We start from the raw sequence: 19,611 nt of genomic DNA, 5'->3' as shown, positions 1-19,611 counted from the left end.
TGTAAATAGAGGTCAAAGAGTTGGATAAAACAGAGAAAATGTTTTGTTCAGCTCTTTTTCTGAAACACAGAAGAAAGAGGAGAAGCAAGTGACAGAAGAAATCTACGATTTGATTATTATTGGTGGCGGATCAGCTGCTTTATCTGCAGGTATCTATGCAGGTCGCGCAATGATGGATACCTTAATTATTGAAAAAGACAAAATTGGCGGACAGGTAACGACGACTTCTGAAATTGTGAACTATCCAGCGATTCGTCACACAACAGGTCCAGAACTAATGGAAGAAATGCGCATTCAAGCACAAGACTTCGGTGTAACTTTTACAAAAGACGAGATTATTGATGTTGATTTTAGTCAAACGATAAAAACTGTTCAATCGGCGAGTCAAACCTACCAAGCATATGCAGTATTGATTGCGACAGGGGCCTCTGCTCGTAAAATTGGTTTCCCTGGTGAAAGTGAATTTACAGGACGCGGCGTGGCCTATTGTTCTACTTGTGATGGGGAGTTTTTCCAAGGCCTAGATATTTTTGTGATTGGTGGCGGTTATGCAGCAGCGGAAGAGGCCGTTTATTTGACACGTTACGGTAAATCAGTAACGATGATTATCCGAGAACCCGATTTTACATGTGCAAAATTAACTGCGGAGGCGGCCAAAAATCACCCGAAAATTAAGATTGTTTATAACACAGAAGTGAAAGAAATTACGGGAGATGATTTTGTCCGGAAAGCTGTGTTTGTCAATAACCAGACGGGAGAAGAAACGGTTTATGAAGCACCAAAAGACAGTACATTTGGTCTGTTTGTTTTTGCTGGAAATAAACCAAGTACAGAAATTTTTGAAGGAAAAATTGCCTTAGACCGTGGGTATGTGCCAACAACTGAGAATATGGAAACCAATATTCCTGGAGTTTATGCAGCAGGAGATTTACGAATAAAAGAATTACGTCAAATTGTGACGGCGGTTGCAGACGGTGCAATTGCCGCCACTCATGCGCAACGTTACGTGACAGAACAAAAAACACAGGCGGGCCAACCGATTGTAACGAAGCGAATGACTGAACGATTAGCTAATCAATCTGCCCCTGAAACAAACAGTCAGCAATCAAAAGAAAAACAGCCAGCGAAAGTTACTGGTAAGCATCAGTGGTTCCCAGAAAGTATGCGCCAACAATTAAGCGGTATTTTCGCTAAACTAACCAAAAAAGTGACATTGCTTCAGTTTTTGGATGCAAGTGATGAAAAATCATTGGAACTTCAGTCATTCTTAACAGAATTTGCAAGTCTGGATCAGAAGATTACTTTAGAAACGATTTTGAAAGATACTGAGCCAGCCAAAGAATTGCTGTATGGGATTGAAAAAATGCCTAGCGTTGTGCTCTTAGATGCGGCAGGAAACTATACAGGAATTAAATTTAGTGGTATTCCTAGTGGCCATGAAGTAAACTCGTTGGTTTTGGCAGTTTATAATGTCGGCAGCGAGGGGCAGCCGTTAGAAGCAAGTCTGCAAAAGAACATACTTGCATTGCCAAAAAGAAAAATAGAAATCTTTGTTTCACTAACATGTTATTTCTGTCCCGATGTCGTGGCGGCTTGCCAACGTATTGCATCAATTAATCCTCATGTGGAAGCAGAAATGGTGGACATTAGTCTATTTCCAGAGTTGAAAAAAGAAAAGAAAATTATGAGCGTTCCAGCAATGCTAATTGATGGCGAACAAATGATTTTTGGTTCAAAAACAATGACCGAAATTATTGAAGCCTTGGCTTAAAAGAGGCGGAAAAAAGTAATTAACCTAAAGAACCTAAGTCATTCAAAAAAGTGAGAAATACGTCGAGATGACGTATTTCTCACTTTTTTCGCATAGTTAGTCAAGTATCTCTTTTGATTAGGCGATTGAGTTTCCTAAAAAGAATTAAAAAGACACAACAGCAAATGAACAATAGGCTTCCTGTTAGTGGTAAAAAGATACCTTGCATGTAGCTATAGATATGCATTAAACCAGGTACCTCGCTGAAAAAATCATGGATAAACTGTTGAATGAGCTTATTGGCTAGAAAAGCAGCTAAAGGCAAAACAAAAATCAAATAATAGAGGGGTTGTAAGGCATAGCTAATTAAAATTTGTAATTTTGTCGTACCTAAAAGAGCTAAGATCAGTAAGTCGTTTTTTTGCTCTAAAAAAGTTAGGAAGAAAGTTCGGCAAATATAACTAATCAGGAAGAAAAAGAGTGTTCCAGCGCTGATTCCAGCCAAACCTCTGAAAATTGTCAAGGGAGGAATCACTGCATAATTATCAAGAAGAATCATTTGTGAAAGCCATCGAGAAAACAACAAAGTCAATAATAGAGCAGAAAAAGTCAGAAAACTAATAATAAAGATAAGAATCAACGTACTAAATTGGTTTTTTGAGCGCCACGCATTTTTGAGAGAGTCTGTGAATAAGTAAAGAATCGAATACATCATCGCGTCCTTTCTGAAAAATTTTTGGTCTAGAGGAAAAGTTATGTAAAAGAAAAGACGTTATCTCCTGCCAACTAGCTACTGAAAGAGATAACGCCCTTGCTGGAAACAAGAACTGGATTATTTCACCAATACTAATTTTTTTAAAGGTTCAACCCCAAATCGTTGTTCTTGCTGTAAAAGAATTTCGGCACAAGCTCGGCTATCTTCTAAAGCATCATGATGATTATTTAAAGTGATATTGAGGTTTTCACAAACGGTATTTAATTTATGATTAGGAAATTCAGGAAACAGTTTGCGACTCGTTTTGACTGTACATAAAGAAAGGTAATTAGGTTGTTCTAAGCCATAGTAATCTAAACAGCCAGCCAAAACACTACAATCGAAACTTGCATTGTGAGCGACCACTAACCGATTTGGTTGAAAACAATGCTGAATTTGTTGCCATACTTCAGGGAATTTGGGCGCATTGACAACATCTGATTCATGAATGCCGTGAATTTGCGTATTTCGCCAGAAAAAAGGTGTTTCTGGTTTGATTAACGTGTAAAATTCATCCACAATCTGACTATTTTCTACTTTAACAATTGCAATGGAACAGGCACTATGTTTATCATAACTAGCTGTTTCAAAGTCAAAAGCGTAAAAGTTCATTAAAAAAACTCCTTTCAACGCGTTGAGTAACACTTAAAAATCAAGTACAACTTCCACTGGACAATGATCACTACCAAGAATATCTGTATGGATTTTAGCACTGACTAAACGTTCATTCAAGGATTCTGACACAACGAAATAGTCAATCCGCCATCCTGCGTTATTTTTTCGTGCGTTAAAGCGATAACTCCACCATGAGTAGATGCCTTCAGCTTCTGGATAAAAATAACGGAATGTATCAGTGAAACCACTGTCTAATAACTCAGTAAATTTTTGCCGTTCTTCAGGCGTGAACCCCGCATTTTTTTGATTGGTTTTCCAATTTTTTAAATCAATATTTTGATGAGCTACGTTTAAATCACCGCAAAGAATGACGGGTTTTTCTTGATTTAATTCGTTTAAATAGGCACGAAACGCATCTTCCCATGTCATTCGATAAGCTAAACGCTTTAGTTCAGCTTGTGAGTTTGGTGTGTAGCAAGTGACCATGAAAAATTCTGGATATTCTAAAGTGATCACGCGGCCTTCTTGATCGTGAGTCTCGATACCTAAGCCATAGCGAACACTTAACGCTTCTTCTTTAGCGAAAATTGCTGTGCCAGAATAGCCTTTTTTTTCGGCGTAATTCCAATACTGATGATAGCCAGGAAGTTCTAAATCAATTTGCCCAGCTTGTAATTTTGTTTCTTGTAAACAGAAAAAATCTGCATCTAATTCATTAAAAACATCCATAAAATTCTTTTTAACAACCGCTCGTAAGCCGTTGACATTCCAAGAAATACATTTCATTGTTGAAACTCCTTTCAAATAAGAAACGCTTTTGCTCGTTTCAGTGCAAACCAGAACCAAAGAAAAGGTCGCTTGGTGCTTTCTTCTATTCTAATACTTTTTAAAGAAGTTTTAAATACTTGAAAAGAAAAAGAGAAAATGACTGATTTTTGGAAAGAAGTAGTCTATGATAAAATAGTAAAAAGAGCAGAAATGAGGACAAACGAATGAAAATTGGAGTCATTGGTTTAGGAAATATTGCACAAAAAGCGTATTTGCCAACTTATAGTGAATGCCGCCACTTGGCAGAGTTTGTATTAGCAACTAGGAACCCAGAAACACGACAAAAAATCGCTGATCAGTATGGCTTTACAGAAACCGTTGGGACCATAGAAGAATTGATTGAAGCAAAGATTGATGCTTGCTTTGTCCATGTAGCCACAAAAGTGCATGGTGCAGTCGTTCGCCAATTATTACAGGCTGGTATTCACGTCTTTGTGGACAAACCTTTAAGTGAAGAGCTTGCTGAAGTCAAAGAATTACAAGCATTGGCAGCAGCAAAAAATCTGCGCCTGATGGTTGGCTTCAATCGTCGTTTTGCCCCTTATACGGAAGTATTGAAAAATATTCCTGAAAAACAAACAATTTTTATTAAAAAGAACCGCATCAATACAACGAGAGAAACAAGTTTTATGATGTATGATTTATTTTTACATGTCGTTGACACCGCAGTTTATTTAGCGGAAGGACCGCTCCACGTGGTGCAGTCAAAATTAGTGGAAGAAAACGGTTATTTAAAACGAGCAATTTTACAATTAGAAACCGAACAGACAACGATTGTTTGTTCCATGGATTTACACTCTGGGGCCAATACAGAAACTTTTGAAGTCACCAGCCCCACAGGTACTTATCGCTTGGAAAATTTAACGCATTTGACCGTCCAAACAGAAGAAGAATACCAAGTAAAAGAGATGGGGGATTGGACGCCAACATTGGAAAAAAGAGGTTTTTACCAAATGGTTACTGCTTTCATCCAGGCCATTCAAAAACCGCAAGAGCAAGAGTTAAAACAAGAAAAAGTCTATGAAAGTCATGCGTTATGTGAAGAAATGCTACGCCAACAACAACGGCATGTTCTTTAAAGAGGACTAGCAACTTTCTTTCTATCATGCTAGAATAAGACAGATATTTTGAAAAGAAAGGACTAACTTTCGTGAACACTAAAGCTATGTTAGAAACATTAAACGAAATTACTTTATTAGTAGATGAACCATTAAAAAACGTAACCTTTACCAAAACAGGCGGACCAGCTGATGTGTTGGCCTTACCCAAAACAAAAAAAGAGGTCGAAGAGATTGTGGCGTATTGCCGAGAACAAGGACTTTCATGGTTAGTATTAGGCAATGCTAGCAACTTGATTGTTCGTGATGGCGGTATTCGCGATGTCGTGATTATGCTAACAGAAATGAAAGAAATCAAAGTAGCCGGTACCACCATGATTGTGGATGCTGGTGCCAAGCTGATTGATACAACCTACGAAGCCTTAGCAGCTGATTTAACTGGTTTTGAATTTGCTTGTGGCATTCCAGGAAGTGTCGGTGGTGCTGTTTATATGAATGCTGGAGCATATGGCGGGGAAATTAAAGATGTTTTCCAGTCTGCAGAAGTGCTGTTGGCAGATGGAACTATCCAAACCATGACGAAAGAAGACCTGAATTTCCGTTATCGTCATAGTGAAATTCAAGAATTACATTGCATTGTCTTGCAAGCTACGTTTGCTTTAGAAAAAGGGAATCATGCAGAAATTAAAGCCCAAATGGATGAATTAACGGAACTTCGTGAACTGAAGCAACCGCTAGAGTATCCCTCTTGTGGCAGTGTCTTTAAACGCCCTGTTGGTCATTTTACAGGAAAATTAATCCAAGACGCTGGCTTACAAGGCTTAAAATGGGGCGGTGCTCAAATTTCCGAAAAGCATGCGGGATTTATTGTTAACATCGATCATGCAACCGCAACAGATTATGTGGAATTAATTGCACATATCCAAGAAGTGATTAAAGAAAAATTTGATGTTGAATTGCAAACGGAAGTTCGAATTATTGGTGAAGAAGTCTAAAAAATAAGCTAGGGAGGTAAGTCATTTTGACTTGCCTCCCTAGCTTTAAATCCTAAGATAAAGGTCGTAAATTTTACTCGTCTTCTAAATTTTCCAATTCTACAACTTTAAAGTTTTTCCGCTCTAAATGTTCTACAATGGCTGTACACGTTTCGGCAGTTGTGCCGGCTGGTAAAGTAATAAGTGTGCGACGAACAAATTCTTCACTATCGACATCCAATGTAATACAGCTGGCGATGCTGCTATATTTGGCAATGATTTTTGAAATGGCTGCTAAGTCGCCTTGTTGACCAACTGAAGCAATTGTTAAAACGTAGCTCCCTTGTTTTACATTCCAAGATTGCGCTAAAATATTTAATAAGGTGCTGTGTGTTAAAATGCCGTAAAAATAATTATTTTCATCTAAAACAGCAATGTAAGGTAGTTCTTTAATAGTAAAAAATACCTTGAAAAATGAAGTGTTGACATAAATAAATTTTGTGGCATTTTTTAACAAATAGGTAACAGGTAAACTCATATCGCCACCGTTTGCTTTATGGCGGTAAATATGCATTTTATAGATATTTCCTCGGAAAATTTTTCCAGATTCGTCTAAAATTGGGACACAACGGTAACCTGAGTCTTCTAAAATAGAAAGAGCTTCTTCTAGAGTACAAGATTCATTGACGGTTGTTAAATTATCTTTTTTAATAACTACAGATTTTAATAACATAAACAGGCCTCCTAAGGGTTCATTTTTAATAAATTTATCATATCATAACTTAGCAGAAAACAATAGCTGAGACCTCAGAATAAAAGCAATTTTGTTAAAATAAATAGAAAATAAAGAAAAATCAGATATTTTATAAAAGAAATCAAGCACGTATTCGCGATAATGGTAAAAAATTACGTAAGAATCGGCACGGCGCTTCTTTAAAAAGTAAATTAAACTTTGACAACTTTTTCGAATAATGGTACTGTTAAGAAGTAAATTTGTGAATAGAGGAGGTCGAAGAACATGGCAACAAAGAAAGCAGCTCTTGCTTGTTCCGTTTGTGGCTCTCGCAACTATTCTAAATCCGTTAGTGAAGGTAAACGTGGCGAACGCTTAGAAATCAATAAATTCTGTAAATATTGTAATCAATACACGTTACATAAAGAAACGAAATAGATTTAGAGGAGGGTATCAACATGAAATTTTTCCGCAGCGTTGCTGATGAGATGAAGCAAGTAACTTGGCCAACAAAAAAACAATTGCGTAAAGATACATTAGTTGTAATTGAAACATCTATTTTATTTGCAGCATTGTTCTTTATCATGGATACTGTTATCCAAACGGCATTTGGCTGGATTTTAAAATAATTAATTCTAGTATTTCCCGACGAGGGGTGCTATAATAGTATTCGAGAAAAAGCTTCGGGAAACTGAGCTTTTTTTATTTGCTCGAAAAAAATAAACTAAAACATTTAAAGGAGCCGAATCAGTAATGGAAACTTTTGAAAGAAATTGGTACGTATTGCACACCTATTCAGGCTATGAAAATAAAGTAAAAGCAAACATTGAATCACGTGCACAAAGTATGGGAATGGGCGATTATATTTTTCGTGTCGTTGTACCAGAAGAAACAGAAAAAGAAGTCAAAAATGGTAAAGAAAAAGAAATCGTTCATAAAACTTTCCCTGGTTATGTGTTAGTGGAAATGATTATGACCGATGATTCTTGGTATATTGTTCGTAACACGCCAGGCGTAACTGGTTTTGTAGGCTCACATGGTGCCGGTAGTAAACCCGCTCCTTTATTACAAGAAGAAATTAACCACATTTTACGTTCAATTGGCATGAGCACCCGTCAATCAGACTTAGAAGTAGCGCTAGGCGATACAGTGAAAATTATCGAAGGTGCCTTTTCTGGTCTTGAAGGTGTTGTGACAGAAATCGATGAAGAAAAACAAAAATTAAAAGTAAACATCGATATGTTTGGTCGTGAAACAAGTACAGAATTAGACTTTGAACAAGTCGATAACATTGATTAATAAACAAGCTGACAAACTATTGTTCAGCTGATTGATACAGATTGTAGGGTCTGGAAAAGCAGTCAACTGACTTCTTTTCCAAGCCCTTTTTTAGTTCATCGCAGAAAGGAATGAAAAAAATGAAACATGCCCAAAAATATCGTTATTTTTCTTTGCTAATGGGTCTTGTTCTATTATTAAGTGCTTGCCAAATTGGGGCAACCACGAAGAATGACAATCAAGCCGCCACAAAAGAAGCAACTGTTGAGTTAAACCGCACAACAACACCAACACTTTTTTTTCATGGTTACGCAGGAACTAAAAATTCGTTTGGCTCGTTACTGCATCGCTTGGAGAAACAAGGTGCCACAACTCAAGAATTAGTGCTACTCGTTAAACCTGATGGGACCGTGGTTAAAGAGCGAGGAGCTTTAAGTGGCAAAGCGACGAATCCCAGTGTTCAAGTTCTATTTGAAGATAATAAAAACAATGAATGGAATCAAACAGAATGGATAAAAAACACATTACTCTATTTACAAAAAAATTATCAAGTGAACAAAGCCAATATTGTCGGGCACTCTATGGGTGGTGTTAGTGGTTTACGTTATTTAGGAACCTATGGGCAAGACGCATCGTTACCTAAAATTGAAAAATTCGTCAGCATTGGAGCACCTTTCAATGATTTTATTGATACGAGTCAACAGCAAACCATCGAAACGGAACTAGAAAACGGCCCCACAGAAAAAAGTAGCCGCTATTTGGATTATCAAGAGATGATTAATGTTGTTCCAGAAAAACTGCCCATTTTATTAATTGGTGGTCAATTAAGTGCAACAGATTTAAGTGATGGAACGGTACCGTTATCTAGTGCCTTAGCAGTCAACGCCTTGCTAAGACAGCGGGGAACCCAAGTCACTAGCCAGATTATTAAAGGAGAAAATGCACAACATAGCCAATTACATGAAAATCCTGAAGTAGATCAATTGTTAATCGAATTTCTATGGCCGAGTAAAAAATAGCAAAAAGGCACATGTTCCATAAAAAATGGAACATGTGCCTTTTTCTATACTTGGGCTAGCGAAATAGCTTTTTTCAGCTATAATAAATAAAATTATTTATTTTTAGGAGATATTGGAATGGAATCCTCATGATTTAAATAAGCACAAATCAAGGCTTCAAAGGTGATTAATGTTTGGCCAAAAAACATTTGTGGCTGAGCGACACTTGTTGAAAACGGGCTGTAAGAGTCAGTTGAAAAAACGAGATCTGCCAGTCGACCAAGAGTTGAATTTTTGGCACCAACAAAAGAAATGATAGGATGTTTTTTCTCTTTCGCAAGCAGAGCTGTTTCTTTTAGGTATTTTTCTTCACCAGAATGTGAAAGAATGATAAAAAGAAAATTCTGATTATTTTGACTATTTATCGAATGAGTATGGGCTGTTGTGATACTGGGGATGCCATGAAAATTGAAAACCTCACTAATGTAAGCCGCCAAATGTCGTGAAAAGTCATGACCTAAAATAACAAATAAATGACTCTTGTGTTTGGCAAGCAGTTGACAAAACTCGTTGGTTGTTTCAAATGAAGGCGCTGTTTCAAAAGGGATTGGCTGAGAAAAATGGGCTTCTTTTAATTTGTAAATAAGTTCATTATAACCTGATAAATTTAATTTTTTGGCTAAACGAATGATGGAACTAGGCGAAGAAAAGCAGTGTTTGGCAACTTCTCGAATACTCAAATCGGCCGCGTTCGTACTTTGTTGATCCAAATAATACAAAATCTGACTTTCTGTTTTTGTTAAATGATACGTTTCTTTTAAGTAATCTAAGTTCATGAGCAAACCTCCTTTATCAGATTATAAATAATTTTGTGGGAAAAAGGTATCAAAAAATAAAAAAATGAGGTGTTTTTATGAAAAGGGCAACAAAGCAAAGGCTGTCTTTGGCAGCAATCATGGTTCTACTTCTCTCGGGCTGTGGAAGTGTTGGGAAAGAAACCAAAAAGCAAGAACAACAAGTATTACGGGTCGGGATTGATTCGGAATTATCAACGGCAGACGTGTCGTTGGCAATGGATAATACAGCAGCAGATGTAATGAGCCAAGTAGGGGAGGGACTTTTCTCCTTTGACGAAAAAGGAGAAGCCAAACCAGCATTGGCAACTGAAAAAGTACAGCCCTCCAATGATGGTTTAATCTATACTTTTACGATTCGAAAAGATGCAAAATGGAGTAACGGCGAGCCAATCACAGCCAATGATTTTGAATACTCTTGGAAGCGCACAGTGGACCCAAAAACAGCTTCCCCGCAAGCGTATTATTTTGAAGGGCTAAAAAATTATCGTGCTATTGTTGACGGTGGCAAATCTAAAGAAGAGCTAGGGGTAACAGCCATTGATGACCATACCTTGGAAGTAGAGCTGAGCTATCCTATGAGTTATTTTCAACAATTATTGGCGGTGCCAGCTTTTTATCCTTTAAATGAAGCATTTGTCGAAAAAACGGGCAAAAACTATGGTACATCAGCTGAGTCAACACTTTACAATGGCGCCTTCACATTAGAAGGTTGGGATGGCACGAATAATACTTGGTCCTATGTGAAGAATAAAAATTATTGGGATCAAGCGAATGTTTCGCTAGATAAGGTGGATGTCCAAGTAGTTAAAGAAGTCAATACTGGGAAAAATCTTTTCGAAGGGAAAGAATTAGATGTTGTAAAAATTTCTGGAGAAATTGTTGCACAAGAACAAGGCAATGCAGCTTTGAAAATTCGTGAAATTCCTGGAACGTATTATATCCAATTAAATACGCAAAAAGATCTTTTGGCAAATAAGAATGCACGTCGAGCGATAGCATTATCATTGAATTCTGAACGTTTAGCTAAAAATGTTTTAAATGATGGCTCAAAAAAAGCACTTGGCTTCGTACCAACAGGTTTCACTAATCAAGAAACGCAAAAAGATTTTGCAGAGGAATTAGGAGATTTAAATCCTAGTGAACCAGAAAAAGCGAAAGAGTTATGGCAAACGGCTAAAAAAGAATTAGGAATTGAAAAAGCGGAGCTAACGATTTTAAGTTCGGATACAGAAAATGCTAAAAAAATCAGTGAGTATGTTCAAGGAGCTTTAGCAGATAATTTAGAAAATTTAACAGTCAATGTTTCACCAGTTCCTTTTAATAATCGTTTAGAAAAAAGTCGCAGCGGAGATTTCGACATTGTGGTTGGTGGCTGGACGCCAGTATATGCTGATCCAATCGATTTCTTAAACTTACTGCAATCAAAAAATTCCAATAATTTTGGTAAATGGTCTAATAAGACCTTTGATCAGTTGCTTCAAGAAGCAAACGTAACTTATGCAAATAAATATGAAGAACGTTGGAAAACATTACAAAAAGCGGATCAATTGGTTGCGGAAGAAGCACCCCTAGTTCCTCTTTATCAATTAACAGAAGCACGCTTAGTGGACGATTCTGTCCAAAATTTAGTCTATGGTCCATTAGGTTCAGGCTATTACAAATCAGTCTCTATCAGCGACAAGTAAAGGTTGGGAAAAAATGAAAAAAAGTCAAGCTGTTCAATTAATTCAGGAACTTTCAAATGCTAATGGTGTTTCAGGCTTTGAAACAGAAGTCGTTAGAATCCTTCAACACGCAACTGCGGATTTTACTATTCAACGGCTAGATGCCATTAAAAATTTATATCTTGAGAAGAAAAATAATCTAAGTGAAGGTCCAGTTGTGCTTTTTGATGCCCATAGTGACGAAGTGGGTTTTATGATTCAAGCAATTAAAGAAAACGGCTTGTTGCGTTTTCTTCCGTTAGGTGGCTGGGTCCCTAATACGATTTCTGCACAAAAAGTTCGGATTCGTAACCGGGAAGGCACCTATCTGCCAGGCGTAGTTACTAGTCGGCCCCCTCATTTTATGACACCAGAGGAACGTCAGCGGCCATTAACCATTGCTGATTTGACGATCGACATTGGTGCTACCTCAAAAGAAGAAGTAATTGAAACGTACAAAATCGATCTTGGTGCACCGGTCATTCCAGATGTGACGTGTTGTTACAACGAACAGACAGATCTTTTTTTAGGAAAAGCTTTTGATTGTCGCATTGGCTGTGCTTGCTTAGTGGACGTCATGGAGGAGTTGAAAGAAGAGACACTTCCATTCAAGTTAGTTGCGACAGTAACTGCACAAGAAGAAGTTGGCGAAAGAGGAGCACTTATTGCCGCAAAACAAGTCAATCCTGATTTAGCTATTGTTTTCGAAGGCTGCCCGGCTGATGATACGGCAGAAACGCCAGAGATGATTCAATCAGCAATGGGAAAAGGACCGATGTTACGTTATTTTGATGTTTCTATGATTACGAATCCGGAATTTCAAGAGTATGCACTAGAGATTGCTAAAATACACAAAATTCCTGTTCAAGTTTCTGTTCGAAGTGGTGGTGGAACCAATGGCATGGCGATTACACAAGTTCAAGGAGCCCCGACGATTGTTGTAGGAATTCCTGTCCGTTACGCTCACACACCCCATTGCTATGTGGACTTTCAAGATTACCAAGCGGCGAAAGAATTAGTCATTCAATTAATCAAAAATTTAGATGCTGACAAAATTCAAGCACTGGTTCAGCCATTGTCAAAGGAGTGGAACAAATGAAAATTTATGTGTCATGCGATATTGAAGGATTAGCAGGTATTGCGACATTTGATATGGAAAAAGAAGACACCGTTTTATTCCGAGAATTATATCACCAACATGTGGCTTGGTTGATTGAAGGGATTCAAAAGAGTGCCAAAAATGAACAAATTACAGAAATTACTATTGCCGATTCGCATAGCCGTGGATTGAATTTAGCTTATGCGCGCTTGGCAGAAATGGATGAACGAATTTCCTTAGTGAGCGGCTTTCCTCGCATGGATTATATGATGAGTGGCTTGGATAGTAGCTATGATGTGGTCTTTTTCTTAGGTTATCATGCCGGTATTGGCAAACAAAAAGGGAATATGGATCATGGGTATAGCGCTAGTGTTGCTTATGATTTAAAAATAAACGACTTAGCGATGAATGAAACGACAATTAATGCAGCTTACGCTAGCGAATTAGGTGTCCCTGTTGGTTTAATTATCGGTGAATCAGGCTTAGAGGAACAACTTTTTCAAGAAAAAATGATGCCCGAAGTTCCCTTTGTTTCCACCAAAGAATCTCTGGGACGTTATGCAATCAAAAATAGACCCATGCAACAAGTTCGGGAAGCTATCGTAGCGACTACAAGTCAGGTGTTAACTTCCTTTGCGTTGTCTGAATTACCCCGATATGCCTTGCAAACACCTGCAACTGTAAAATTGCAATGTGTGACGACAGCACAAGCAGATCGTATTGAAATGTTACCAATGATTAAACGCATTGATGGTAGAACCGTTTCATTTGTGGGTGAAACGATGAAAGATGTCATGAATGGAATTGTCGCTGTGGTTGGTTTAGGCGGAACAAGTTATTAAAGAAGAAGCTTACGGAAAAAACGAATGGACGTTTTTTTCTGTAAGCTTCTTGCTATAGTTATTTCTATTTTTGTTTCTCTAGAATTTCTTTGCTTAAACGTTGTGCAGTTGGTGTCACCGCAAGACCGCCTTCAGCGGTTTCCTTGAAAATTTGTGGCATTTGGCGACCCACTTGGTACATTGCGTGGATGACTTCATCTGGTGGAATGACACTTCGGATCCCCGCTAAAGCCATGTCAGCTGAGATGAAGGCTTGAGAAGAACCTAATGCATTTCGCTTCACGCAAGGAACTTCAACAAGTCCCGCAACAGGATCACAAATGAGGCCCATCATATTTTTTATCGTAATGGCCACAGCTTGAGCAGATTGATCAGGCGTACCGCCAGAAGCCGCAACTAAAGCGGCACTTGCCATTGCACTAGCAGAACCGACTTCAGCTTGACAACCACCTTCGGCACCACTGATTGAGGCATTATTGGCAATCACTAAGCCAAAAGCCCCAGCTGTAAATAGAAAATCCAATTGTTGCTGATGCGTTAACTTTAAGCGATCAATAACTGCCAACAAGACGCCAGAAACTACTCCGGCACTGCCTGCGGTTGGTGTAGCACAAATCAAGCCCATTTTTGCATTAACTTCATTAACAGCAATCGCATTTCGCACGGCTTGTAAAATGGTCTCACCGCTTAAAAAGTTGCCTGAATGTATGTAATCATTTAAGCGGGTTGCATCGCCACCAGTTAGCCCTGTTACTGAGGTAACACCAGCGATTCCTTCAGCGACAGATTGTTTCATAACGGCTAGATTTTTTTCCATTGTTTCAATAATTCGTTCACGAGAATACCCGCCATGAGCCATTTCTGTTGCAATCATTAATTCGCTCACAGAAGGGTAATCTTTCGCTTGAGCTACCAAATCTTCAATTGAATAAAACATCGTATTACTCCTTTACGTTCATTTAGTCAAAATAGTTAACGCTATATATATGAGGGATTTCAGCTAATTGCATGACAATGTCACCGACTTCGGCTTGATCAACTTCAATAATCATAATCGCTTTTTCCCCTTTAGATTCTCGGGTAACGGTCATTGTACTAATATTGATATCGCTAGCTGAAAGGATGTTGGTCACCTTAGCAATCATGCCAGGAACATCTTGATGAACAACGATAAATGTTGGCGTGCCCATACTTAAAGACAATTTGAAGCCATTTAATTCAGAAATTTGAATGTTTCCACCACCAATTGAAATTCCTGTCACAGATAGTTTTCGGTCGCCAGAAGAAACCACAATTTTAACTGAATTAGGGTGGTCTGCTTTTTCACTTTTAGGAATAAAACAAACTTCCATTCCTTGTTCATAAGCAATTTCCAAAGAATTGGCTAGTTGCTCATCATCTGGTTCCATGCCTAAAAGGCCGCCAACTAAGGCGATATCTGTTCCGTGACCACGATAAGTTTTGGCAAAAGACTCATATAAATAAATGTCAACGCTATCAGGTTGCTGTCCAAAAATACTGCGAACCACTTTTCCAATTCTTGCCGCTCCAGCTGTATGAGAACTGCTTGGACCAATCATAACGGGTCCGATAATATCAAAAACACTATTAAAGCGTAACTCTTCCATTTCAGCACCTTCTTCATTAGAATATGTTTTCATTGGAAGTCTAACACAAAAAATGGCGGGGAACTAGGCAATCGCTTGTGTTTTAGCGAATAATTTAAATTTTTATCAGAATGAAAGCAAGGGGCCTTCGTTGACAAATCAGTGAAGAGATGCTAAATTCTAGATAATAAAAGACGAAAAGAGGGATTCGTGCGTTGAAAATTTAAGTTAATTTTTTAGAGAAACTGTATAACTTTGCCTGAATATAACGGGTGGAGTGTGCGGATTTTCGGAAATTAGCTTAAAGAATTCAACCACGGGTCTTTTTGTATACCTTGGATTGATGCCGCTGATTTCCGTAAAGCTGCATCAATTTTGCTTTATGGAGGTATATTTATGTCGAAAATTGAACTAAAACAACTATCTTTTGCCTATGATAATCAAGAAGTATTGCTTTTTGATCAGGCAAGTATCACGATGGATACCAATTGGAAATTAGGATTGATTGGCCGCAATGGCCGTGGGAAAACAACCTTATTAAGATTGTTACAAAAGCAGTTGGATTACCAAGGAGAGATTCTTCATCAAGTCGATTTCGTCTATTTTCCACAAACAGTTGCAGAAGAACAACAGCTCACTTATTATGTCTTACAAGAGGTGACTTCTTTTGAACAGTGGGAATTAGAACGAGAATTAACGCTTTTAAACGTTGATCCTGAAGTTTTATGGCGTCCCTTTTCTTCTTTATCAGGCGGCGAAAAGACGAAAGTTTTATTAGGTCTTCTTTTTATTGAAGAAAATGCCTTTCCTTTAATTGACGAGCCAACAAATCACTTAGATCTAGCTGGCAGACAACAAGTGGCTGAATATTTGAAGAAAAAGAAACACGGGTTTATTTTAGTCAGCCACGATCGGGCATTTGTTGATGAAGTGGTTGATCATATTTTGGCGATTGAAAAAAGTCAATTGACACTGTATCAAGGGAATTTTTCTATTTATGAAGAGCAAAAAAAATTAAGAGATGCTTTTGAACTGGCAGAAAATGAAAAAATCAAAAAAGAAGTCAATCGCTTGAAAGAAACCGCTCGTAAAAAAGCGGAATGGTCGATGAACCGTGAAGGTGATAAGTACGGCAACGCTAAGGAAAAAGGAAGCGGGGCGATTTTTGATACAGGAGCCATTGGTGCCCGGGCAGCGCGCGTAATGAAGCGCTCGAAACACATTCAACAACGCGCCGAAACACAATTAGCAGAAAAAGAAAAACTATTAAAAGATCTTGAGTATATTGATCCTTTGTCAATGGATTATCAGCCAACGCATCACAAAACATTATTGACGGTGGAAGAGCTTCGTCTGGGCTACGAGAAAAATTGGCTATTTGCGCCACTTTCTTTTTCAATAAACGCGGGAGAAATTGTTGGAATAACAGGGAAAAATGGCTCAGGAAAATCGAGCTTAATTCAGTATTTATTGGATAATTTTTCCGGGGATTCAGAAGGCGAAGCCACTTTGGCTCACCAATTAACCATTTCTTATGTGCGCCAAGATTATGAAGACAATCAAGGAACTTTATCCGAATTTGCAGAGAAAAATCAGTTAGATTACACCCAATTTTTAAATAACTTACGAAAACTTGGGATGGAGCGCGCCGTTTTCACTAATCGAATTGAACAAATGAGTATGGGCCAACGGAAAAAAGTCGAAGTAGCCAAATCATTGTCTCAATCAGCTGAACTTTATATTTGGGATGAACCCCTTAATTACTTGGATGTATTTAATCATCAACAATTAGAAGCGCTAATCTTATCTATGAAGCCTGCAATGCTAGTGATTGAGCATGATGCACATTTCATGAAGAAAATAACAGATAAAAAAATTGTCTTGAAATCATAAAAACATCTTGAAAAAGTAAAGGGAATCCTGTATAGTAATGGGGTATGTTTTAAATGTACGTTGAGTGGGAGGGGAAATCTCAACCCCATTAACCACGCACGAGAACTTAAGGAGGTATTTTCGTGGCTAAAAAAGTAGAAAAAATCGTTAAATTACAAATTCCTGCGGGGAAAGCAACACCAGCTCCACCAGTAGGTCCAGCGTTAGGTCAAGCAGGTATCAACATCATGGGATTCACTAAAGAATTCAATGCTCGTACAGCTGACCAAGCAGGCTTGATTATTCCAGTAGTAATCTCTGTATATGAAGATCGTTCATTTACATTCATTACTAAAACACCACCTGCTGCAGTATTATTGAAAAAAGCTGCAAAAATCGAAAAAGGTTCAGGTGAACCAAACAAAACTAAAGTTGCAACAGTTTCAAGCGATCAAGTGAAAGAAATCGCTGAACTTAAAATGGCAGACCTAAACGCCGCTGACGTTGAAGCAGCAATGCGCATGGTTGCAGGAACTGCACGAAGCATGGGTATCATCGTAGAATAATTTTTATTCCACACTTACTCAAAGAAGTAGCTTCTCAGTTCGTTTCATATTTAAAGATATGAAAGACGTGGGAGGTACAACCGTTATAACCACAATCAAGGAGGAAACAAAATGGCTAAAAAGAGCAAAAAAATGCAAGAAGCATTGAAAAAAGTTGATGCTACAAAAGCTTACTCAGTTGAAGAAGCAGTAGCTTTAGCAAAAGATACAAACATCGCGAAATTTGACGCAACAGTTGAAGTTGCTTACAAATTGAACGTTGACCCTAAAAAAGCAGACCAACAAATCCGTGGAGCAGTTGTGCTTCCAAACGGAACTGGTAAAACACAAACTGTTTTAGTATTCGCTAAAGGCGAAAAAGCTAAAGAAGCTGAAGCTGCTGGTGCAGATTTCGTAGGCGACGACGACATGGTTGCAAAAATCCAAGGTGGATGGTTCGACTTTGACGTAGTTGTTGCGACTCCTGACATGATGGCTACAGTTGGTAAATTAGGCCGTGTCTTAGGACCAAAAGGTTTAATGCCAAACCCTAAAACTGGTACTGTAACAATGGACGTTACAAAAGCTGTTGAAGAAGTTAAAGCTGGTAAAGTAACTTACCGCGTTGACAAAGCTGGTAACATCCACGTACCAATCGGTAAAGTTTCATTTGATAACGAAAAATTGGTTGAAAACTTCAACACAATTAACGACGTATTATTGAAAGCTAAACCATCAACTGCTAAAGGTCAATACATCAAAAACATTTCAGTAACAACAACATTTGGACCTGGAATCCACGTTGACCAAGCTTCTTTCTAATTTGAAAGAAAATAATTAAAAAATTCTTGACTCACTCACTTACCCTATGGTAAAGTGAGTGAGGTTAATAATTAACTGTACCGAAGACAGTAGGTGACGCAAGTCTTAATTTCCTACCGAGGACAATTGTTGAGTTATATACAATTCGGTCCCTCTATGTCTACGGTGGCATGGAGTTTTGTTGTTTTACACGACTTTTTGAAAAAAGCCGATGTAAAACAATACTTGGCGAACGAAGTGAGCGAAGTTTCATTTGATTCTTCTACTTTACATATCGTAAACCAAGTCCAACTCCACCATCAAAATCAGGAGGTGAAATAAATGAGTGAAGCAGCAATCGCTAAAAAAGAAACCCTAGTTCAAGCAGCCGCTGAGAAATTTGAATCAGCAGCATCAGTTGTAATCGTGGACTACCGTGGTTTAACAGTTGAAGAAGTCACTAACTTACGTAAACAATTACGTGATGCAGGCGTAGAAATGAAAGTCATCAAAAACTCAATCCTTTCTCGTGCAGCTAAAAAAGTTGGTTTAGACGGCTTAGACGAAGTCTTTACAGGCCCAACTGCTGTCGCATTCAGCAACGACGATGTAGTAGCACCAGCTAAAATCATCGACGAATTTGCTAAAGATGCAAAAGCATTAGAAATCAAAGGTGGCGTCATCGAAGGAAAAGTTTCTTCAGTGGAACAAATTACTGCGTTGGCAAAACTACCAAACCGCGAAGGTTTACTATCTATGCTATTATCTGTATTACAAGCGCCAGTCCGCAACGTGGCTTACGCTGTCAAAGCAGTGGCAGAGAAAAACGAAGAAGTTGCTTAATTGCAGTCTAATTCAAACAAATAAAAAACAAACAATTTTAATTTAAATGGAGGAAATTCAAAATGGCATTAAACATTGAAAACATCGTTGCTGAGTTAGAAACAGCAACTATCTTAGAACTAAGCGAATTAGTTAAAGCTATCGAAGAAAAATTTGACGTATCAGCAGCAGCTCCTGTAGCAGTAGCTGGACCAGCAGCAGGTGGAGCAGCAGAAGAACAAACTGAATTCACTGTTGAATTAACAGCAGCTGGCGATCAAAAAGTTAAAGTTATCAAAGCAGTTCGTGAAGCAACTGGCTTAGGCTTGAAAGAAGCTAAAGCTGTAGTTGATGGCGCTCCTGCACCAGTTAAAGAAGCTGTTTCTAAAGAAGAAGCAGAAGCTTTAAAAGCTGCTTTAGAAGAAGTTGGCGCTTCAGTAACAGTAAAATAATTCATTCAACTTTTGAATGTTCG

At 38.2% G+C, this 19,611-nt stretch carries 23 protein-coding genes and 1 other annotated feature; of the genes, 16 read left to right on the top strand and 7 right to left on the bottom strand.

Features of this window, described 5'->3' with window-relative positions; translation table 11 throughout:
* Positions 1-88 precede the first annotated feature (88 nt).
* Positions 89-1,771: an FAD-dependent oxidoreductase gene (locus IGJ24_RS10730; protein WP_289865612.1), complete on the top strand. Its 1,683-nt coding sequence runs from the start codon at positions 89-91 to the stop codon at positions 1,769-1,771.
* A 100-nt stretch (positions 1,772-1,871) separates the two neighbouring features.
* Here the strand turns inward: IGJ24_RS10730 and IGJ24_RS10725 are convergent, their stop codons facing one another.
* The 3 genes from IGJ24_RS10725 to IGJ24_RS10715 form a co-directional block, all read right to left on the bottom strand.
* The gene (locus IGJ24_RS10725) at positions 1,872-2,462 is read right to left on the bottom strand and encodes a hypothetical protein (protein WP_289865646.1); all 591 of its coding nucleotides are present in this window, start codon (positions 2,460-2,462) and stop codon (positions 1,872-1,874) included.
* A 120-nt stretch (positions 2,463-2,582) separates the two neighbouring features.
* Entirely contained in the window at positions 2,583-3,116 is a 534-nt protein-coding gene (locus tag IGJ24_RS10720) for a 3'-5' exonuclease (RefSeq protein WP_010774685.1), read from the bottom strand.
* 33 nt (positions 3,117-3,149) lie between these two features.
* A complete protein-coding gene (locus IGJ24_RS10715; RefSeq protein WP_002388431.1) occupies positions 3,150-3,905 on the bottom strand; it encodes an exodeoxyribonuclease III in 756 nt (251 codons plus the stop codon).
* Positions 3,906-4,111: 206 nt separating this feature from the next.
* On the opposite strand from IGJ24_RS10715, the gene IGJ24_RS10710 reads away from it, so the two are divergent.
* Positions 4,112-5,026: a Gfo/Idh/MocA family protein gene (locus IGJ24_RS10710; RefSeq protein ID WP_126254678.1), complete on the top strand. Its 915-nt coding sequence runs from the start codon at positions 4,112-4,114 to the stop codon at positions 5,024-5,026.
* 86 nt (positions 5,027-5,112) lie between these two features.
* Entirely contained in the window at positions 5,113-6,000 is an 888-nt protein-coding gene (gene murB, locus IGJ24_RS10705; RefSeq protein WP_002387193.1) for a UDP-N-acetylmuramate dehydrogenase, read from the top strand.
* Positions 6,001-6,073: 73 nt separating this feature from the next.
* Here the strand turns inward: murB and cbpA are convergent, their stop codons facing one another.
* Positions 6,074-6,712, bottom strand: coding sequence for a cyclic di-AMP binding protein CbpA (gene cbpA / locus IGJ24_RS10700; protein ID WP_002365057.1), 639 nt, complete (start codon positions 6,710-6,712; stop codon positions 6,074-6,076).
* Between the two features lie 285 nt (positions 6,713-6,997).
* Between cbpA and rpmG the strand changes: the two genes are divergently transcribed.
* The 4 genes from rpmG to IGJ24_RS10680 all read left to right on the top strand — a co-directional run bounded on the left by rpmG (position 6,998) and on the right by IGJ24_RS10680 (position 9,009).
* Entirely contained in the window at positions 6,998-7,150 is a 153-nt protein-coding gene (gene rpmG, locus IGJ24_RS10695; protein ID WP_002356408.1) for a 50S ribosomal protein L33, read from the top strand.
* 20 nt (positions 7,151-7,170) lie between these two features.
* Positions 7,171-7,341 carry a preprotein translocase subunit SecE gene (gene secE / locus IGJ24_RS10690; protein WP_002356409.1) on the top strand — a complete coding sequence of 57 codons (171 nt, stop codon included), beginning with the start codon at positions 7,171-7,173 and terminating at the stop codon, positions 7,339-7,341.
* Positions 7,342-7,465: 124 nt separating this feature from the next.
* Complete coding sequence (gene nusG / locus IGJ24_RS10685) at positions 7,466-8,011, top strand: transcription termination/antitermination protein NusG (RefSeq protein WP_002384070.1); 546 nt, start codon at positions 7,466-7,468, stop codon at positions 8,009-8,011.
* A 110-nt stretch (positions 8,012-8,121) separates the two neighbouring features.
* The gene (locus IGJ24_RS10680; RefSeq protein ID WP_002367203.1) at positions 8,122-9,009 is read left to right on the top strand and encodes an alpha/beta hydrolase; all 888 of its coding nucleotides are present in this window, start codon (positions 8,122-8,124) and stop codon (positions 9,007-9,009) included.
* A 92-nt stretch (positions 9,010-9,101) separates the two neighbouring features.
* Here the strand turns inward: IGJ24_RS10680 and IGJ24_RS10675 are convergent, their stop codons facing one another.
* Positions 9,102-9,824 (bottom strand): MurR/RpiR family transcriptional regulator, encoded by a 723-nt coding sequence (locus IGJ24_RS10675; protein WP_002356415.1) that lies wholly within the window; start codon positions 9,822-9,824, stop codon positions 9,102-9,104.
* A gap of 77 nt (positions 9,825-9,901) precedes the next feature.
* On the opposite strand from IGJ24_RS10675, the gene IGJ24_RS10670 reads away from it, so the two are divergent.
* Genes IGJ24_RS10670 through IGJ24_RS10660 form a run of 3 tightly spaced genes read left to right on the top strand, consistent with a single transcriptional unit; the run spans position 9,902 to position 13,489 of the window.
* On the top strand, positions 9,902-11,530 hold the full coding sequence (locus IGJ24_RS10670; RefSeq protein ID WP_104845551.1) for a peptide ABC transporter substrate-binding protein: 1,629 nt from the start codon (positions 9,902-9,904) through the stop codon (positions 11,528-11,530).
* A 13-nt stretch (positions 11,531-11,543) separates the two neighbouring features.
* On the top strand, positions 11,544-12,647 hold the full coding sequence (locus IGJ24_RS10665; protein WP_002356417.1) for a M42 family metallopeptidase: 1,104 nt from the start codon (positions 11,544-11,546) through the stop codon (positions 12,645-12,647).
* On the top strand, positions 12,644-13,489 hold the full coding sequence (locus IGJ24_RS10660) for a M55 family metallopeptidase (protein ID WP_002365054.1): 846 nt from the start codon (positions 12,644-12,646) through the stop codon (positions 13,487-13,489). Before IGJ24_RS10665 ends, IGJ24_RS10660 begins: the two co-directional genes overlap by 4 nt.
* 64 nt (positions 13,490-13,553) lie before the next feature.
* Here the strand turns inward: IGJ24_RS10660 and sdaAA are convergent, their stop codons facing one another.
* Positions 13,554-14,426, bottom strand: a complete 873-nt coding sequence (gene sdaAA / locus IGJ24_RS10655) for an L-serine ammonia-lyase, iron-sulfur-dependent, subunit alpha (RefSeq protein WP_002362308.1) — start codon at positions 14,424-14,426, stop codon at positions 13,554-13,556.
* 22 nt (positions 14,427-14,448) lie between these two features.
* The gene (gene sdaAB, locus IGJ24_RS10650; RefSeq protein ID WP_002414070.1) at positions 14,449-15,117 is read right to left on the bottom strand and encodes an L-serine ammonia-lyase, iron-sulfur-dependent subunit beta; all 669 of its coding nucleotides are present in this window, start codon (positions 15,115-15,117) and stop codon (positions 14,449-14,451) included.
* Positions 15,118-15,492: 375 nt separating this feature from the next.
* Between sdaAB and lsa(A) the strand changes: the two genes are divergently transcribed.
* The 6 genes from lsa(A) (at position 15,493) to rplL (ending at position 19,588) form a co-directional block, all read left to right on the top strand.
* Entirely contained in the window at positions 15,493-16,989 is a 1,497-nt protein-coding gene (gene lsa(A) / locus IGJ24_RS10645; RefSeq protein WP_129193761.1) for an ABC-F type ribosomal protection protein Lsa(A), read from the top strand.
* 122 nt (positions 16,990-17,111) lie between these two features.
* Positions 17,112-17,534, top strand: coding sequence for a 50S ribosomal protein L11 (gene rplK / locus IGJ24_RS10640; RefSeq protein ID WP_002356424.1), 423 nt, complete (start codon positions 17,112-17,114; stop codon positions 17,532-17,534).
* 111 nt (positions 17,535-17,645) lie between these two features.
* Positions 17,646-18,335 carry a 50S ribosomal protein L1 gene (gene rplA / locus IGJ24_RS10635; protein ID WP_002356425.1) on the top strand — a complete coding sequence of 230 codons (690 nt, stop codon included), beginning with the start codon at positions 17,646-17,648 and terminating at the stop codon, positions 18,333-18,335.
* 62 nt (positions 18,336-18,397) lie between these two features.
* Positions 18,398-18,527, top strand: a sequence feature (ribosomal protein L10 leader region).
* Complete coding sequence (locus IGJ24_RS10630) at positions 18,465-18,656, top strand: hypothetical protein (protein ID WP_033594421.1); 192 nt, start codon at positions 18,465-18,467, stop codon at positions 18,654-18,656. It overlaps the preceding feature by 63 nt.
* A complete protein-coding gene (rplJ, locus tag IGJ24_RS10625; protein ID WP_002356426.1) occupies positions 18,657-19,157 on the top strand; it encodes a 50S ribosomal protein L10 in 501 nt (166 codons plus the stop codon).
* Between the two features lie 62 nt (positions 19,158-19,219).
* On the top strand, positions 19,220-19,588 hold the full coding sequence (gene rplL, locus IGJ24_RS10620; RefSeq protein ID WP_002356427.1) for a 50S ribosomal protein L7/L12: 369 nt from the start codon (positions 19,220-19,222) through the stop codon (positions 19,586-19,588).
* The last annotated feature ends 23 nt before the right edge of the window (positions 19,589-19,611 follow it).

The organism is Enterococcus sp. DIV0546, assembly GCF_051712785.1.
GTDB classification, from domain to species: domain Bacteria; phylum Bacillota; class Bacilli; order Lactobacillales; family Enterococcaceae; genus Enterococcus; species Enterococcus faecalis.
The sequence above is the reverse complement of the archived record's forward strand: the minus strand, read 5'-3'. Positions and strand labels throughout refer to the sequence as shown.